This is a genomic window from Actinophytocola sp. (genome assembly GCF_035634895.1).
Taxonomy (GTDB): Bacteria; Actinomycetota; Actinomycetes; order Mycobacteriales; family Pseudonocardiaceae; genus Actinophytocola.
In genome coordinates, this window is record NZ_DASQCC010000177.1 from 1 (window position 1) to 16,338 (window position 16,338).

General features: G+C 70.3%; 14 protein-coding genes and 1 pseudogene. 9 read left to right on the top strand and 6 right to left on the bottom strand.

All coding sequences use genetic code 11. The features are described from left to right. Positions 1-32: 32 nt before the first annotated feature. A complete protein-coding gene (locus VET29_RS26155; protein WP_324925076.1) occupies positions 33-596 on the bottom strand; it encodes a flavoprotein in 564 nt (187 codons plus the stop codon). A gap of 134 nt (positions 597-730) precedes the next feature. On the opposite strand from VET29_RS26155, the gene VET29_RS26160 reads away from it, so the two are divergent. Genes VET29_RS26160 through VET29_RS26180 form a run of 5 tightly spaced genes read left to right on the top strand, consistent with a single transcriptional unit; the run spans position 731 to position 7,744 of the window. Next, positions 731-3,913: an amino acid adenylation domain-containing protein gene (locus tag VET29_RS26160; RefSeq protein WP_324925078.1), complete on the top strand. Its 3,183-nt coding sequence runs from the start codon at positions 731-733 to the stop codon at positions 3,911-3,913. After that, positions 3,910-5,439: a GMC family oxidoreductase gene (locus tag VET29_RS26165; RefSeq protein ID WP_324925081.1), complete on the top strand. Its 1,530-nt coding sequence runs from the start codon at positions 3,910-3,912 to the stop codon at positions 5,437-5,439. Before VET29_RS26160 ends, VET29_RS26165 begins: the two co-directional genes overlap by 4 nt. Positions 5,440-5,443: 4 nt before the next feature. Beyond that, positions 5,444-6,133, top strand: a complete 690-nt coding sequence (locus VET29_RS26170; RefSeq protein WP_324925085.1) for a thioesterase II family protein — start codon at positions 5,444-5,446, stop codon at positions 6,131-6,133. A 1-nt stretch (position 6,134) separates the two neighbouring features. After that, a complete protein-coding gene (locus VET29_RS26175; protein WP_324925087.1) occupies positions 6,135-7,268 on the top strand; it encodes an acyl-CoA dehydrogenase family protein in 1,134 nt (377 codons plus the stop codon). 11 nt (positions 7,269-7,279) lie between these two features. Continuing rightward, on the top strand, positions 7,280-7,744 hold the full coding sequence (locus VET29_RS26180; protein ID WP_324925089.1) for a group II truncated hemoglobin: 465 nt from the start codon (positions 7,280-7,282) through the stop codon (positions 7,742-7,744). 2 nt (positions 7,745-7,746) lie between these two features. On the opposite strand, the gene VET29_RS26185 is transcribed toward VET29_RS26180, so the two are convergent. Then, entirely contained in the window at positions 7,747-8,685 is a 939-nt protein-coding gene (locus VET29_RS26185; RefSeq protein WP_324925091.1) for an NAD(P)/FAD-dependent oxidoreductase, read from the bottom strand. Between the two features lie 107 nt (positions 8,686-8,792). Between VET29_RS26185 and VET29_RS26190 the strand changes: the two genes are divergently transcribed. Together VET29_RS26190 and VET29_RS26195 are read left to right on the top strand one after the other, a co-directional pair. Continuing rightward, a complete protein-coding gene (locus VET29_RS26190) occupies positions 8,793-9,368 on the top strand; it encodes a helix-turn-helix domain-containing protein (RefSeq protein WP_414636608.1) in 576 nt (191 codons plus the stop codon). 131 nt (positions 9,369-9,499) lie between these two features. Then, on the top strand, positions 9,500-10,936 hold the full coding sequence (locus VET29_RS26195) for an NAD(P)/FAD-dependent oxidoreductase (protein WP_324925095.1): 1,437 nt from the start codon (positions 9,500-9,502) through the stop codon (positions 10,934-10,936). Positions 10,937-10,989: 53 nt separating this feature from the next. Here VET29_RS26195 and VET29_RS26200 read toward each other — a convergent pair whose 3' ends face one another. Beyond that, on the bottom strand, positions 10,990-11,733 hold the full coding sequence (locus VET29_RS26200) for a methyltransferase (protein ID WP_324925098.1): 744 nt from the start codon (positions 11,731-11,733) through the stop codon (positions 10,990-10,992). A 23-nt stretch (positions 11,734-11,756) separates the two neighbouring features. Beyond that, complete coding sequence (locus VET29_RS26205; RefSeq protein WP_324925100.1) at positions 11,757-12,941, bottom strand: MFS transporter; 1,185 nt, start codon at positions 12,939-12,941, stop codon at positions 11,757-11,759. A 141-nt stretch (positions 12,942-13,082) separates the two neighbouring features. On the opposite strand from VET29_RS26205, the gene VET29_RS26210 reads away from it, so the two are divergent. Further along, positions 13,083-13,526 (top strand): nuclear transport factor 2 family protein, encoded by a 444-nt coding sequence (locus VET29_RS26210; RefSeq protein ID WP_324925102.1) that lies wholly within the window; start codon positions 13,083-13,085, stop codon positions 13,524-13,526. Positions 13,527-13,749: 223 nt separating this feature from the next. After that, positions 13,750-14,460: pseudogene (locus tag VET29_RS26215) on the top strand (transposase family protein). Between the two features lie 37 nt (positions 14,461-14,497). Here the strand turns inward: VET29_RS26215 and VET29_RS26220 are convergent. Together VET29_RS26220 and VET29_RS26225 are read right to left on the bottom strand one after the other, a co-directional pair. Further along, positions 14,498-15,109: a hypothetical protein gene (locus VET29_RS26220; protein ID WP_324925104.1), complete on the bottom strand. Its 612-nt coding sequence runs from the start codon at positions 15,107-15,109 to the stop codon at positions 14,498-14,500. A gap of 197 nt (positions 15,110-15,306) precedes the next feature. Further along, the gene (locus tag VET29_RS26225; protein ID WP_324925106.1) at positions 15,307-16,338 is read right to left on the bottom strand and encodes an NAD-dependent epimerase/dehydratase family protein; all 1,032 of its coding nucleotides are present in this window, start codon (positions 16,336-16,338) and stop codon (positions 15,307-15,309) included.

The window sequence follows — 16,338 nt, forward strand, 5'->3', positions numbered from 1 at the left end:
CCGGCCCGGCCCGGCCCGGCCCGGCCAAACACTCACGCAGCCAGCAACTCGCCCACGACCTTGGCCACCTCCGCAGGCGAAGGCAGACCGGGATGGTGCGAGACAGCACCCGAGGCGACGTCATAGCCGTCATGCCACACGGGCTCCGGCACATGCCCCCCGTCGGCGCGGATTTGCGCGATGTTTCGCCGCACCGCCGGCTTCCGCCACATCGCGGCACCCATCGACGGGAAGTACACCACCGGAAAGGTCGCGGCCAGGATGACCGTCGCCAGGCGGTTCGGGGCGGCGCCGGTGGCGGCCACGGACAGCATGTTCGCCGTCGCCGGCAGGACCACGAGAATGTCGTGGTCGGCGGCCAGCCGGGACGGTTTGTCGGTCGGCCAGTCGGCCGGGTCCTCGCCGCTCACCACCCGTTCCGCGTGGATGGCGGCCGTCGTCGCCGGGATGAACTTCGCCGCGGTGTGTGTCATGAGGACGGTGATCGTGGCACCCAACGTGTTCCTCAGTTCGGACAGGTATTCGGGCAGTGCCGTCACGGCGACCGATCCGGTCGCGCCGACGAGTATTCTCGGTTGGTATTCGTTCTGGCCCATGAACGCATGGTGCGCCGATTTCCGTAATTGTCAATCGCGCATTACCCGGGTTGACACCACCGCGCCGTCCACGGACATTTGGTGGTCAATCCGAAGGAAGGTCCGGGGAAATGGATGACCCATACGCCGACTTGATGGAAATAATGTTCACCCGCCCGGATTCCGTGGGCCATCGCCACGAGCCGTTCCCGCTCACCGACATCCAGCACGCCTATCTGCTCGGCCGCCATCCCGGCCTCGAGCTCGGCGGGGTGTCCAGCCACACGTACTTCGAGTTCGACTGTCCCGGGCTGGACCTCGACCGGCTCTCCTCGGCCCTGCGCAAGGTCATCGAGCGCCACGACATGCTGCGCGCGGTCTCGGCGGACAACGAGCAGCGCGTGCTGAGCCTGGTGCCGGCCTACGAGATCGCGACCACCGACCTACGCGACGCGTCCGAGGCCGACCAGCGAGCGGCGCTGGCCAGGACCCGCGACGAGCTGCGCGACGAGGTCCGGCCCACCGACCGCTGGCCCCTGTTCGAGGTGCGCGCCACCGTGCTGGCCGACGACCGGGTCCGCCTGCACCTCAGCGTCGACCTGCTGTTCGTCGACCTGCGCGGCGTGTTCCTCGTGCTCGACGAGTGGTGGCACTGCTACACCGACGAGACCTTCCGCCCCGACCCGGTCGGCGTGTCCTTCCGCGACTGCGTCCGCGCGCCGCACGAGTGGGGCAAGGACGCCGACCGCGAGTACTGGCTGTCCCGTGTGGACGAGCTGCCGGCCGCGCCCGACCTGCCACTCGCCACCGCGCCGGAACGCCTCGGCCGGCCCGCTTTCGCCCGCCTCAGCACGACCCTGCCACGCGAGTCCTGGCGAGGGCTCACCGCGACGGCGGGACACCACGGACTCAGCCAGAACGCCGTGCTCCTCACCGCGTACTGCGACGTGCTCCGGACCTGGTCGAGCCGGCCGGAGTTCACGGTCACGCTGACCCGGCTCGACCGGCTCCCGTCCGGCACCCGGCCGGACGGCGTCGTCGGGAACTTCCTGTCGCTCAGCCTGTTCGCGGCGCCGGCGACCGGCGGCACGTTCGCAGAGCGGGCCGCGGCCTTGCAGCGGCGCCTCGACGAGGACCTGGCGCACGCGCGGTTCGGCGGCATCGAGGTGCTGCGGGAGCTGGCCCGCAAGGAGGGCCGGAACGTCCCGATGCCGGTCGTCTTCTCCAGCACCCTGGGCAGCGTGCCCGGCGGCGACGCGCTGCACCGGTTCGGCGAGCCCGTCCACGCCGCGAGCCAGACACCGCAGATCTGGCTGGAGAACCAGCTCGTCGAGGAACGCGACGCGCTGGTCGTCAACTGGAACTCCGTCGCCGGCCTGTTCCCCGAAGGCACGCTGCCGGCGATGTTCGAGGCCTACTCGTCGCTGCTGCACCGGCTGGCGGCCGACCCGGACGCGTGGGAGCAGGTCACCGCCGTGCCGCTGCCGGCGCGGGACCGCGACGAGCAGGACCGTGCCAACGCGACGGCGTCGGACCTGCCCGCGGTCCGGCTGCACGACCTCGTGGCCGGCGCGGCCCGGCGGACACCCGACGCGGTGGCGGTCGTCGCGGACGGCGTGGCGGTCACGTACCGGCAGTTGACCGAGGACGCGCACCGGCTCGCCCGGCGGCTGCGGGACAACGGCGCCGAGCCGAACACCGTCGTCGCGGTGTCGATGCGCCCCGGCGCCCCGCTGATCGCGGCACTGCTCGGCGTGCTGCACGCCGGCGCGGCCTACGTCTCGATCGACCCCGACCTGCCCGAGCAGCGCAGGCTGAAGCTGGTTCAGCGCTGCCGGGCGAGCACGGTGGTGACCGAGCCCGAGCTGCGCGCGCGGCCCTGGCCGTCCGGTGTGGACGTCGTGACGCCTGCCGACACCCAGCGGTACGCCGCCGAGCCGGTGGACAGTCCGCAGGGCGTCGACGACCTCGCGTACGTGATCTTCACCTCGGGCTCGACCGGTGAGCCGAAGGGCGTGATGATCTCGCACCGCGCGGCGGGGAACACCGTGCAGGACATCAACCAGCGGTTCCGGGTCGGCCCGGCGGACCGGGTGCTCGCACTGGCGCCCACCGGTTTCGACCTGTCCGTGTACGACGTCTTCGGCGTGCTGGGCGCCGGCGGCACCGTGGTCGTGCCGTCCCCCGGCCGGACGAACGACGTCGGACACTGGACCGAGCTCGTCGACCGGCACGGGGTCACCATCTGGAACAGCGTGCCGGCGCCGATGCGGCTGTGGATCGAGTCGCTCCACGGCACGCACCCGGCCACCGGCTCGACCGTCCGGCTGGCGCTGCTGTCCGGTGACTGGATCCCGACCACCCTGCCGGGCCGGATCCACGCCCGCTTCCCTGAGCTGGCGGTGATCAGCCTCGGCGGCGCCACGGAGGCCTCGATCTGGTCGGTGCACCACCCGATCCGCGAGGTCGCCGAGGACTGGGCGTCCATCCCCTACGGCAAGCCCCTCGCGAACCAGACCCTGCACGTCTACGACGACCGGCTCCGGCCCTGCCCGGCCTGGGTGACCGGCGAGATCTACATCGGCGGCACCGGCGTGGCACTCGGGTACTGGGACGATCCACAGCGGACCGGCGAGCGTTTCGTCGTCCACCCGGACAGCGGGGAACGGCTGTACCGGACCGGCGACCTCGGCCGCTACCTGCCCGGCGGGGACATCGAGATCCTGGGCCGGATCGACTTCCAGGTGAAGATCAACGGTTACCGGGTCGAGCTCGGCGAGATCGAGTCCGTGCTGTCCCAGCAGCCGGGCATCCGGCAGGCGCTCGTGGCCGCGCCGGTCTACCAGCACACCGGGCAGCGGCAGCTCGCCGCGTACCTGGTCGTCGACGAGCCGGCCGCGGCCGAGCCGGAGGCCCTGCGCGCGTCGCTCGGCGCGGTGCTGCCCGGGTACATGGTCCCCAACCACTACGTCACGCTCGACGCGCTGCCGCTCACCACGAACGGGAAGATCGACCACGCCGCGCTGCCCGCGCCCTGGAACTCCGGCGTCGAGGAGGACCGCCGGGTGGCGCCGCACGGCGACGTCGAGGAGCGGCTGGTGCGGATCTGGTCCGCACAGCTGGGGCACGCCGAGTTCGGCGTCGAGGACGGCTTCTTCGACATCGGCGGCGACTCCCTGCACGCGGTCGCCATCGTCGGTCAGATGCGGCTCGAGTTCGGCTTCGACTCGGTGGCGGAGCAGGAGGTGATCGAGCGGCTCTTCATGAACACGACGATCGCGGAGTTCGCCGACGCCCTCGACTCGCTGGTCGAGGGCCATGGCGAGGCGGCGGCATGACCGAGCCGTTCGACCTGGTCGTGGTCGGCGCCGGTTCGGCGGGGACGGTCGTCGCCTGCCGGGCCGCCGCCCGGGGCCGGCGCGTGCTCCTCCTGGAGGCGGGTCCCGACCAGCCGGCCGGCCAGAACCCCCTGCGGGACGGGACGCGGCTGATCCTGGACGGCTACAACTGGGACTACCAGGCCAACCTGCGCGGTGCCACGGGCCGGCCCTCCCGCGCGCTGTGGGGCCGGTTCCCGTACCGGCTGGGGAAGGTCGTCGGCGGCTCGTCCTCGGTGAACGGCGCCGTGGCCATGCGTGCCCTGCCCAGGGACTTCGACGACTGGGTCAAGCTCGGCGCCACCGACTGGTCCTGGGAGCAGGTGCTGCCCTTCTACCGGAGGCTCGAACGCGACGAGGACTTCCCGGGCGGCCAGCACGGCGCCGACGGTCCGATCCCGGTCCACCGCCCGACCGAGCTGCACGAGCTGGAAACGGCCTTCCTGGCCGAATGCGCCGGCATGGGGCTGCCGGCGCTGCCGGACCTCAACGGCGGCGGGGAGATCGGCTTCGGCGCGGTGCCGGCGAACACGGTCCGCGGGGAACGGCGCGACGTCACCGCCACCTACCTCGCCGCGGCCCGCGACCTGCCGAACCTGGAGCTGCGAACCGGCAGCCAGGTGAGCAGGGTCGTGCTCGACGGGCACCGCGCGACCGGCGTCGAGGTGGACGCCGGGACGGTGGTCGGCGCGCGGGAGGTGGTACTGAGCGCCGGGGCGATCGGCACGCCGGTGATCCTGCAACGCTCCGGGATCGGGCCGGCGGCGGTGTGCGCGGCGGCGGGCGTCACGCCCGTGCTCGACCTGCCCGGGGTCGGCGCCAACCTGGCCGACCACCCGTCGGTCGTCATCTGGGCCAAGCCGGTCGACGGGCTGTGCCGGCCCGGCGTGCCATGGCGCCAGGCGGCCGCGCGGATCGCCAGCGGACCCGGCGACGAGGGCGCGGACCTGCAGGTGTGGTTGCTGAACAACGTGGAGAGCGCCACGATCCCCGGCTTCGCGAACCGGCTGGACTGGCCGATGGTGGTCGGGATCTCGGTGATGCTCCTCCGCCCGAGGGCACGTGGCCGCGTGTACATCGAGGACCGCGCCGCGGCACCCGTGATCGAGCTGGGCTTCGGCACCGTCGACGACGACGTCGAGCGACTGGCACGCGGTGTCCGCACGGCGTGGCGGATCCTGCGGTCGCCGGCGTTCGCGAGCCGGCTCACAGAGATCCAGCTGTGGACCGACGCCATGGTGGACAGCGACGCCGTCCTGCACAGCGCGGTGCGCAACGTCATGAGCCCCGGCTGGCACGCGGTCGGGTCGGCCCGGATGGGGCCGGCGGGCGACCCGCGGTCCGTCGTGGACCAGAGCGGCCGGGTGCACGGCATCGCCGGCCTCAGGGTCGTCGACGCCTCGGTGTTCCCGACGATGCCCAGCGCGCCGACGAACCTGACGACCATCATGCTGGCCGAGAAGATCGCCAGCGGAATGAAGGAGTGAGCCGGTGCGGCTCTACTGTTTTCCGCACGCGGGCGCGACGGCATCGGTGTTCCGGCCGTGGCGGTCGCTGACGAGGTCCCTGCACGTCGTGGGCGTCGACCCGCCGGGCCGCGGCATCCGAGCCAGGGAGCCGAAGACGGGCGACTACCGCGAGCTGGTGCGGTCGATGGCCCGGTGGGTGCTGGCCGACCTGCCCGCGGGTGCGGACTACCTGACCTTCGGGCACAGCTTCGGCGCGATGGTGAGCCTGGCGGTGGCCGACGCCATGGCACACGAGGGCGCTCCGCCGCGGCGGGCGGTGCTGTCCGCGGCCCTGCCACCCCGGCTGCAGCCACCCGGCGACGAGACCACGGCACTCACCGACGCGGAGATGCTCGACAGGATCGCCCAGGACGGCGGCACGCCGCCGGCGCTGCTGGCCTCGCCGGCCATGGCGGGCCACCTCGTCGCGCTGATGCGTGAGGACCACGCGGTCCGGCGGCAGTTCCACCAGGACACGGCACTGCGCGTCGACTTCCCGCTCACCCTGGTCGCCGCGCGGGAGGACCGGTACGTGCCGGTCGCGGACATGTGGCGGTGGGCCGAGCACACCACGGCCGGGTGGCGCGGGGTCGAGGTCGACGGCGACCATTTCGCGGCGCTGCGCGACCCGCGTGCGCTGCTCACGAACGTAGTCGAGGAAGCGGTGCGTTGACGTGGACACCAACCCCTACGAAGCGGAGCACGAGTACTTCCGGTCGACGTGCCGCACGTTCCTGGCGCGGGAGGCGGTGCCCCACCACGACAAGTGGGAGCAGGACGGGATCATCGACCGCGACCTGTGGCACAAGGCCGGCGGCACGGGCCTGCTCGGCCTCGACGCGCCGGTGGACCACGGCGGCGGCGGGCAGCCCGACTTCCGGTTCACCGCGGTCTTCATCGAGGAGCTCGTGCGCGCGGGGGTCACCGCGCCCGGCTTCGTCGCGCACAACGACCTCATCTCGTCCTACCTCGCCACCCGGACCACCGAGGACCAGCGGAGTCGCTGGCTGTCCGGGCTGTGTTCCGGCGAGCTGATCGCCGCGATCGCGCTGACCGAACCGGACGCCGGCTCCGACCTCGGCGGCATCCGCACGTCCGCGACGCGCGACGGTGACACCTACGTCCTCAATGGACAGAAGACGTTCATCACCAACGGCGAGAACGCGGACCTCGTGATCGTCGCGGCGAAGACGGTCGGGGGACGGGGAATCACCCTGCTGGTCGTCGAACGCGACACACCGGGCTTCACGCGGGGCCGCCGGCTCGAGAAGGTGGGCTGGCGGGCCAGCGACACGAGCGAGCTGTTCTTCGACGACTGCCGGGTCCCGGTCGCGAACCGGCTCGGCGCGGAGAACGCGGGGATGGGCTACCTCATGTCCGGCCTGCCGAGGGAGCGGCTGTGCATCTCGACCGTCGCGGTCGCGACCGCGGAGAAGATGCTGGCGGACACGGTTCGCCACGCCCGTGAGCGCACGGCGTTCGGCCAGCCCGTCGGCAGCTTCCAGCACAACAAGTTCGTGCTCGCCGAGCTGGACACCGAGATCGGCGTCGCACGGGTCTTCCTCAACCACTGCATGGCGGAGCTGAACGCGGGCCGGCTCACGGGAACCGACGCGGCGAAGCTGAAGTGGTGGACGACCGAGCTGCAGACGAAGGCGGCCGACCGCTGCCTGCAGCTGCACGGCGGATACGGATATCTGACGGAGAGCTCCATCGCCCGGGAATGGGCCAACAGCCGGGTGCAGACCATCTACGGCGGCACGACCGAGATCATGAAAGAGCTGATCGGCCGTTCGCTCGGGTTGTGAAGGAGGACGGGATGAGTGAGTCGGGACCGAGTGTCTACGAATGGGCCGGCGGGGCCGAGGCGTTCGAGCGGCTGACGAAGGTCTTCTACGCGAAGGTCGTCGCCGACGAGCTGCTGGCTCCGCTGTTCCGGCGGATGAAGCCGGAACACCCGCACGACGTCGCGGTCATGCTCGGCGAGGTGTTCGGCGGGCCGGCCGACTACACGGAGCGCTTCGGCGGGTACCGCCGGCTCGTCGGCCGGCACAAGAACCGGGACATACAGCCGGAACAGCGCGCCAGGTGGGTCGAGCTCATGCTGTCGTCGGCCGACGAGGTCGGCTTCCCGGACGAGGCCGAGTTCCGGTCGGCGTTCGTCGCGTACCTCGAGTTCGGCTCCCGGCGGGCGATGGCGAACTCGAAGCCCGGCGCGAAGCCGGGCAACCGGGACTCGCTGAAGCTCTGGGGTTGGGGCGAGGCCCGGCCAGGAGCCGAGTAGTGTCAGGACACCGCGGCGAGCGCGCCGGCGATGTCCTTGTCCACCAGGTCGAGGTTGATCGCGAAACCGGCCGCGGAGCCGACTCCCGCCGCGGTGACGACCTGCGCACGCGGGTCGGTCACGTTCCCCGCGGCGTACACACCGGGCACGCTGGTCGCGCCGGCGCGGTCCACGCTCACCCAGCCGTTCTCGACGGCACAGCCGAGGTCGGTGAGCAGCGAGTCGTTCGGCACCATGCGCGGCACGACGAACACGGCCGACCTGGCCACCGTGGCGCCCTCGGCCAGCTCCACGCCCCGCACGGCGTCGTCGTCCACGATCACGCGCGCGACCGGACCGTCCACAACGGAGACGCCACGGGCCTCGAGGCGGTCGCGGTCCTCGGTGCTCAGGTCGAGCGTGTGCGCGAACAGGACGACGTCGGCCGACCACTGGCGGATGAGCTGGGCGTGGAAGACCGCGCCGGGACTCGTGCCGAGCACGCCGATCGACTGGTCGCGGAACTCGTAACCGTGGCAGTACGGGCAGTGCACCACGTCGCGGCCCCAGCGTTCCCGCACACCGGGGACGTCCGGCAGCTCGTCGTGCAGCCCGGTGGCCACGAGGATGCTTCTGGCGTACAGCGTCTCGCCGCTACCCAACCGGACGGTGAAGCTCCCGCCCGCGGAGCCGGCGACGGTGTCCACCCGCCCGTCGATCAGCCTGGCGCCGTAGCCGAGGACCTCCGCCCGGCCCGCCTCGAGGAAGTCGGCGGGGGAAATCCCGTCTCTGGTCAGGAACCCGTGCATGTGCGCGGCCGGCGCGTTGCGTGGCTGTCCACTGTCCACAACGGCGACCTGCCGCCGCGCGCGTGCCAGCAGCAGAGCGGCGTTCAGGCCGGCCGCACCGGCGCCGACAATCACCACGTCGTAGTCGCTCACCGGATTTCCGTTGGTACCCATCACGAATCACCTCCGCGAACAATGGTGGTGCCACCGGTGACCGACGGGCAACGATCGTTGCTGTTTCCGGGACGCGCCGGGCGTGGTGTCATAGGCGCATGGCACAGTTGGACGACGACATCGCCTGGGCCCTCGCCGACGTGGGGCCGAGGCTCAAGCGGCTGCGGACGCAACGCGGCCTGAGCCTGTCCGCGCTCTGCGAGCTGACCGGGATCTCGAAGAGCACGCTGTCGCGGCTGGAGGTGGGCCAACGCCGTCCCAGCCTGGAGCTGTTGCTGCCGATCGCCCGCGCATACCGGATCCCGCTCGACGAGCTGATCGGCGGCGAGGAGGTGGCGGACCCGGGGATCCGCCCCACGCCGAGGCGAGCGGACGGCAGCGTGGTCCTGTCCCTCACGCGGCAGCCGGGGCCGCACCACACCTTCAAGACGATCATCCCGCCGACGAGGGACACCCCCGACCTGTGCACCCACAGCGGCTACGAGTGGCTGTACGTCATCTCCGGCCGGCTGCGCCTGGTGATCGCGAAGCGCGACCTGATCCTCGATCCCGGCGAGGCGGCCGAGTTCGACACGCAGCTCCCCCACTGGTTCGGCAGCACCGGAGAAGGTCCCGTCGAGGTCCTGAACATCCTCGGCGCCCAGGGGGAGAGAATTCACCTGAGGGTCCGGGCGGACGAATAGCGCAACATTCCCGAAGTAGTGAACACGGTCGTTTCCGAAGTAATCTGAACCATCCCGCACGGAATGCCGTACCACGCCTTCGCCGTGCGGTTTCCTCAGACAGAACGGGAAACGGCATGAATTCTACTGACGTGCCCAGGAAGACCTTCGACGTGATCGTCGTCGGGAATGGTGTGCTCGGCCTGTCCCTCGGCCTGGAGCTGTCCCGGCGCGGGCAGGACGTGGCCGTCCTCGGCGAACCGCACCGCCCGTACGCGGGCTCGACCGCCGCCGGCGCCATGCTCGGCTGCTTCGGCGAGGTCACCCGCACCCTGGTGTCCACCGAGGCCGGCCGCGCCAAGCTGGAGCTCGGCATCAAGGCCAGCGAGCTGTGGCCGGACTGGCTCGCGGGCCTCGGCGACGGCGCGGCGGAGGAGATCGTCACCGCCGACGGGACCACCGTCATCCTCAACACCATCGGCACCGCCGAGATCGACGACGTCAACTTCAACATCATCCGCGACGAGCTCGAACGCTACGACACCCCGTTCGAGGACGTCGACCCGCTGGACCTGGACTGGGTCGACGCCGAGCCGATCTCCCGGCCGCTGCGTGCCTTCCACATCCCCGGCGAACACGCGGTGAGCGCCCCGGCCCTGCTCACCCGCCTGCAGGACGCCTTCGTCGCGGCGGGCGGCACGGTCGTCCCCTCGGCGGCGGAACACGTCGACTACGAGGGCGACCGGGTCACGGGTGTCACGCTGACGAGCGGCGAGCGGCTCACGGCGGCCCAGACCGCGCTCGTCGCCGGTGCCCAGACCACGGAGCTGCTCGACGGGACACCGGTCGGCAGCAGGATTCCGCCGCTGGTCAGTGGTTACGGCGTGTCGGTGCTGATGAAGACGTTCGACGGCACCGCGCCCACCAGCGTCATCCGCACGCCGAACCGGTCCTTCGCCTGCGGCCTGCACCTGCTCCCGCGCGCGGACGGCGAGGTCTACATCGGCGCGACCAACGTCATCTCGGTGCAGCCGCGGGACATCCCCGACATGCGGGACGTCGTGTTCCTGATGCAGTGCGCGCACCGCCAGATCCGGATGGGCCTGTGGTACAGCCCGGTCAAGAAGATCCAGGTCGGCAACCGCCCGGTGTCGGTCGACGGCTTCCCCCTGGTCGGCGCGGGCGGGATGACCGGCCTGTGGGTCATGACCGGCACCTACCGCGACGGCCTGCACCTGTCCCCGCTGCTCGCCGGCGAGATGGCCGCGCGAATCCTCGGCGAGCCCGGTTCGGTGGACCTCGACCTGTTCGCGCCGGTGCGCAGGCCGATCCAGACACTGAGCCGCGAGCGCATCGTGAACGACACCTACGAGGAGATGTTCGCGATCGGCCCCGAGCAGGACTGGACCCTACCGGCCGACTGGCACGCCTGGATCGAGATGGACCTGCGGCCGGCCCTGGCCCGCTGGGCCGACGAGATCGACCCCGAGTTCACCCCGCCGGCGGAGCTGCTCTTCGGCTCCCGGCTGGACCAGGACCTGCTGAAGCTCCTCCGCGAGTACTACACCCGAACCCGCGAACAGTGGTGACGCACTGAGAAGGGCCCTTCCGCCAGCAGCGGAAGGGCCCTTCTCTCGTCCGCTCAGCGGCGGCTGAACTCGTAGAGGGTGAAGTCCATGTCCACCATGCCGTGGTCGTTGGTGTTGGCCGCGACCGCCGGTGTCGCGCCGAAGTCCGCCGCCGGCATCTCGACCGTCTCCGAGCGGTAGCGGTAGCTTTCGAAGCCCGCCTCCGCGGCCGCCGACAGGGTCTTCCTGAGGTTGCCCATGATCTCGCTGGTGCCCAGGTACACCAGCCCGCCCTCCGCCAGGTGTGCTCGCACGTCCTGGAAGAACCCCCGCAGGAGGCCATAGCCGGGGTCGAAGACCGCGCGTTCGATCTGCTTGCGGTACGGGCGGTCCTCGGGTGCCTCGATGAACGGTGTGTTCCAGAAGACGATGTCGAACCTCTCGTCGGGGTCCACCGCCTCGAACAGGTCGCCGGACAGCGCCGTCACGCGGTCGGCCACGCCGTGCCGGACGGCGTTGCGCCGAGTGCTCTCCGCCGCCGCCGGGTTGATGTCCGTCGCCACCACGCGGGTGCAGCCGCGCTGCGCCGCCAGCACCGCGCCGATTCCGGTGCCGCAGCCCATGTCCAGGAAACTGTCGGCCTTCTCGTAGGGCACCCAGGACGTGAACAGGCTGGTGCCCGGGTCGTGGAAGGGTGGCCACACCTCGGGGAGGATCTCCCATTCCATGTCGTGCAGCGTGAAAGAGGTCCGTACGTCCGGGATGTCGATCTGCGAGACGACCCAGGAGCCCAGCTCGTAGCCCAGCTCGTTGTCCATGTGTTCTCCTCCGATCGGGATAGTCAATTGTCGGCCGCGACCAACGGTTTTTCTCCCGCGGCCGTGCTGAGCGCGCGGTCGGCGAGGACCACAGGGACCGTGAGAAGTGCCAGCCCCGCGCCGATCCAGGGAACGGCCGTGAGGCCCGCGCCCGCGGTCAGCGCGGCGCCCGCGAACAACGGGACCAGGCTGATGCCGAGCTGGAACATGGACACGGCGGTGGAGCCGGCGAGGGTGGGTGCCGCGGCCGCGATGGTGAAGACGCGCCCGTAGATGGCCGGGTTCAGCACGAATCCCGCCGTGCCGAGGCCCACCACCACGAGCACGACGGCCAGGTCCGACCGGGCCAGGAGCGTGAGCAGCACGGACGCGGCCGCGATGCCCACCGCACCGGCCAGCAACGCGTGGAAAGGACGCCGGTCGGCTATTCGGCCGCCGACGGAAAGGCCGAAGAAGGCGCCCACGCCGAACAACGCGAGAATCACGGGGACCCACACGCCGGGAGTTCCGGTCACGTCGGTCAGGAATGCCGCGAGGTAGTTGTACGAGATCATGTACGCGGCGGTGCTCAACAGGGTCACGGCGTAGACGAGCCACAGCCGCGTCCGGCGCATGGCGCGAAGCTCGCCGCGCACGTCGGGGGTCGCGTTCGCTCTGGTCTCTGGCACGCCGGCGATCGTGAGGACCGTGCCGAGCGCGGTAAGGGCCACCACGGCCCAGAAACCGCCGCGCCAGCCGGCGAAGTGGCTCAGCAGGGCGCTGGCCGGACCGCCGACGACCATCGCGAGGCTCAGCCCGCTGACGACCACGCCGGAGGCACGGGCGGTGCGGTCCGGGGTCACGAGGCTGACCGCGGTGACCGCCGCGACCGCCCAGAACCCGGCGTAGGCGAGGCCGCAGACGAAGCGGGTGGCCAGCAGCACGCCGTAGTCGTCGGTCAGCAGCCCGGTGGCGACCGACAGCGCGAACACGGCCTGCGTGGCGACCAGGGTGGTCCGGCGCGGCCAGCGCAGGGTGAGCACGGCCAGCGGCGGCCCGCCGATCACGACCCCGACGGCGAACGCGGAGATCAACGCGCCCGCGGAGGACAGCGTGATCCCCAGCTCGCCGGCGACCGCCGGCAGGACGCCGGCGACCAGGAACTCCGCACTGCCCATCGCGAACAGGCTGAACGCGAGCAGATAGACGCCGAGTGGCAGCCTGGCCATCAGCGCACCTCCTGTTTCTCGAAGTTCGGTCCAGCGTGGAACCGGGCGTGCCGGCAGGGCAATGTTCGTTGCCGGTTCCGGGACACCGGAGTGCGCAACCGAGGAGAATTCGCACTCGCGCGTCGACCACATAATCGGGTCATGACAATCGACCACGGAGTTGAGCTGAGCACCGAACACGTGGTGCGCTGGATCGAGGCGTACTTCGCCGCCTGGCGGGTGCGCGACGGCGACGGCGTGGCCCGACTGTTCACACCGGACGGGGTGTACCAGTCGATCCCGGGCGTGGCCGCGGAGACCTACGTCGGCCGCGAGGCGATCAGCGACTATATCGCGAACATCACCGCCCCGCAGAACGAGATGTCCGGTCTACACGGGACCCCGGTCATCACCGGCGACCGCGCGGCGATCGAGCTGTGGATGAGGTTCCGCGTCAAGGACGCCTACCCGGCTGGCGACGACTGGATGACGTTGATAGAGGCCAACTTCCTGACGTTCGCACCGGACGGCCTCTGCTCGCACAACATCGAGTACTGGAACTGGCGCAAGGGCTGGATCGACCCGCCCGAGGGCTGGGGCGGCTGAACCGCGACGAAGGACGCCTTCCTCGCACCGAGCTTGCGGAGGGCGTCCTTCATTGAGTGTTTTTCATCCTGGTCTGGATGTGTTGGCGGTTAAGGGGTTGTAGGTCAGGGGTTGCTGGACAGGCCAGGTGGTCGTTGGTGTGTCGGTGCTGGGAACGTAGTGAAGCCCTTGGTAGGACAGCGATCGACCAAGATCCATGTCCACACGACACCAGGGGCTTCGGATGCTGTTCTACCGTGCCGTGTTGCCGTTGTCACGTCAGACACTGACCTTCGTGTCCGGGCTGGTTCGCACCCATCGCCGGAAGGTCGGCTCGCCATGGCGGGCGCTCAAACCCCGGGGCCCCAGGCCCTGCTGGTGCTGGTGCACCTGCGTAAGGGCGAACCGTTCGCGCAGGTCGGGGCCGGGTTCGGGGTCTCGACCACGACGTGCTGGCGGTATGTCAACGAGACCGTGGAGCTGCTCGCCGTGCGGGCGCCGAAGCTGCGGGCCGCACTGCGCAAGGCGAAGCGGGAGGGGATGGCCTATGTGATCATCGACGGTGATCGCGTCCCCGGACGGGACGATCCTGTGGGTGTCTGGTGAGTTACCGGGCAGCACCCATGACGGAGAGGGTGACACGGCGGCCGCCCGTATCTGGCAGATCTTGGCCGCGCTGGAACAGGCCGGGTTGATCGCGTTGGGTGACAAGGGCTACCACGGCTATGACCAGGACCGGGAACGGGTGATCACCCCGTACGAAGGCAAGAACAAACCCGAGTCGCTGAAGGACGCCAACCGTGTCCATGCCCGGCTCCACGGCCCGGGCGAACGCGCCAACGCCCAACTCAACTACTGGCGCATCCCACACAAGGTCCGAGTCAGCCCCCGCCGCGTCGACCGACTCACCAAAGCCATCCACGTACCACAGAACTACGAAGTCACCGCCGAATGAAAAACACTCATTATGCCCAACTGAGATAAAACCGCTGCTACCTGTGCGCGTAGCAAACCACCTTCCCCTTGTCAATGCGCGCTTCCAAGTTCGACAACTGGAAGGTCGAGACGCAGACCGCGACAATGTCGAGCTTTCTCTCGCAGATCCATCGCTTGGTATTAGCGACAGGCGCAGCCTCATAGGTACTGCCAGCGGGACGCTTCGGGAGAACCACATTACAGTAGTCGCTCATCTGGACTCCACCCGCGACCTGACCGTTGGACGCATAACACTGTCCGGAACTGAGGTTGCTCGAGTCGCTGAAAGACATATGGATCGGACGGGGCAGCGGTGACGCCGAATACTGAAATTCGCATACCTTGTCAAAGTCTGTAATCTCCCACTGGCATTGACCCTTGGTAAGGTTGCCGCTAGCGGGTTCGCCGCAGTACACCCCCAGGTCCACTGCCTCCGGAAGTCTCTTGAGCCCGAGTTTTCGCACAGACTTGGAAACAGTCGATGAAGGTTGGGGCAACAGATAGACAAGGCCCACGACAATGCCCGCGTCCACGATGATGGCCACGATCACCACCGCCAACGACACCCTGACCGCTATGGCATCGATCCGCCTTATGAACTTGGCAAACACTTTCGCCAGCAGCTTCAAGATTCTCTCTACCGTGACAGGATTTGCGGGAGGCATTAACAAGACTCCTAACCGACTTCACCAGAAGGAGCGAACTTGACCGACCGTCACCTCAATCATACGTCGCGCAAAGGCCTGGGCGCGACGAAGGACGCCTCCGCGCACCGGACGTGCGGAAGGCGTCCTTCAGTCGTGTCGCCGTGCTCGAACCGGAACGGTCAGGCGGTCGCGAGTGCCTCCCGCGTGGCGAGCCGCCCGGCTGCCCGGTCGGTGACCAGGCCCGACCGGTGCAGCCAACTCACCGTGTCCACAAGGGTTTCCGCCAGTGGACGCGCGTCGACGCCACCGGTCGGGGCCGTCTCACGCACCGGGGTCGCGCACGCGCAGGTCAGGATCGCGCCGTACTCCGCCGGGAGGTGCCACGGCCACACGTGCTGCAGCGCACGGGCGAACGCGCCCACCGGCAGCAAAGCCCTGGCCGGCAAACGAACCGCGGGCAGGCGCCGCCCGGTCACCGCGCGCAGCGCCGCCAGGTACTCCGCCGTCGCCACGTACCGGCCCGGCCCGAAGTACCGGCCCGGCCCGGCCCCACCGACCAGTGACGCGTGCAGCGTGGCCGTGTCCCGGACGTCTCCGAGCGGAAACCCGCCGGCCGGCCAGATCGGTGTCAGCCCGCGCAACGTGTCACGCAGCCGCCCGGTCTGGTCGCCGATCCGGGGATCGTTGGGCCCCAACAGTGCGGGCGGGTAGGTGATCACGACCGGGTCGCCCTCGTCCTGGTGCCGGCGCGCCACCCGCTCCGCGGCCGCCTTGCTCGCCAGGTACGGCTCGTCGGCGGAGCCCACCGGCGTGCCGGCGTCCAGCGGGCCCTCGGCGGGGAACAGCGCACCGACCGTCGAGACGTGGACGGTGCGCCGAACGCCGACGCGCCGGGCCTGTGCCAGCACGATCGACGTGCCGGACTCGTTGGTACGGGCCATGTCCCCGCGCCGGCGCGGGTCGAAGCTGTACGCCCCGGCCGCGTGCAGCACCGTGTCCGCGCCGCGCACCGCCCGTGCCACGGCCTCCTCGTCGAGCACGTCGCCGTGCACCAGCTCGACCGCGCCGCTGATCGCCTCCGTCGGGATGCCCAGCGGCGCCAACGCAGGCCGCACGGCGGAACCGTCGCGCACCAGCAGCCGCACGCGGTGTCCGGCCAACAGTATGGCCGCCACCGAGTGGGCGCCGACGAAGCCGGTTCCGCCCGTCAC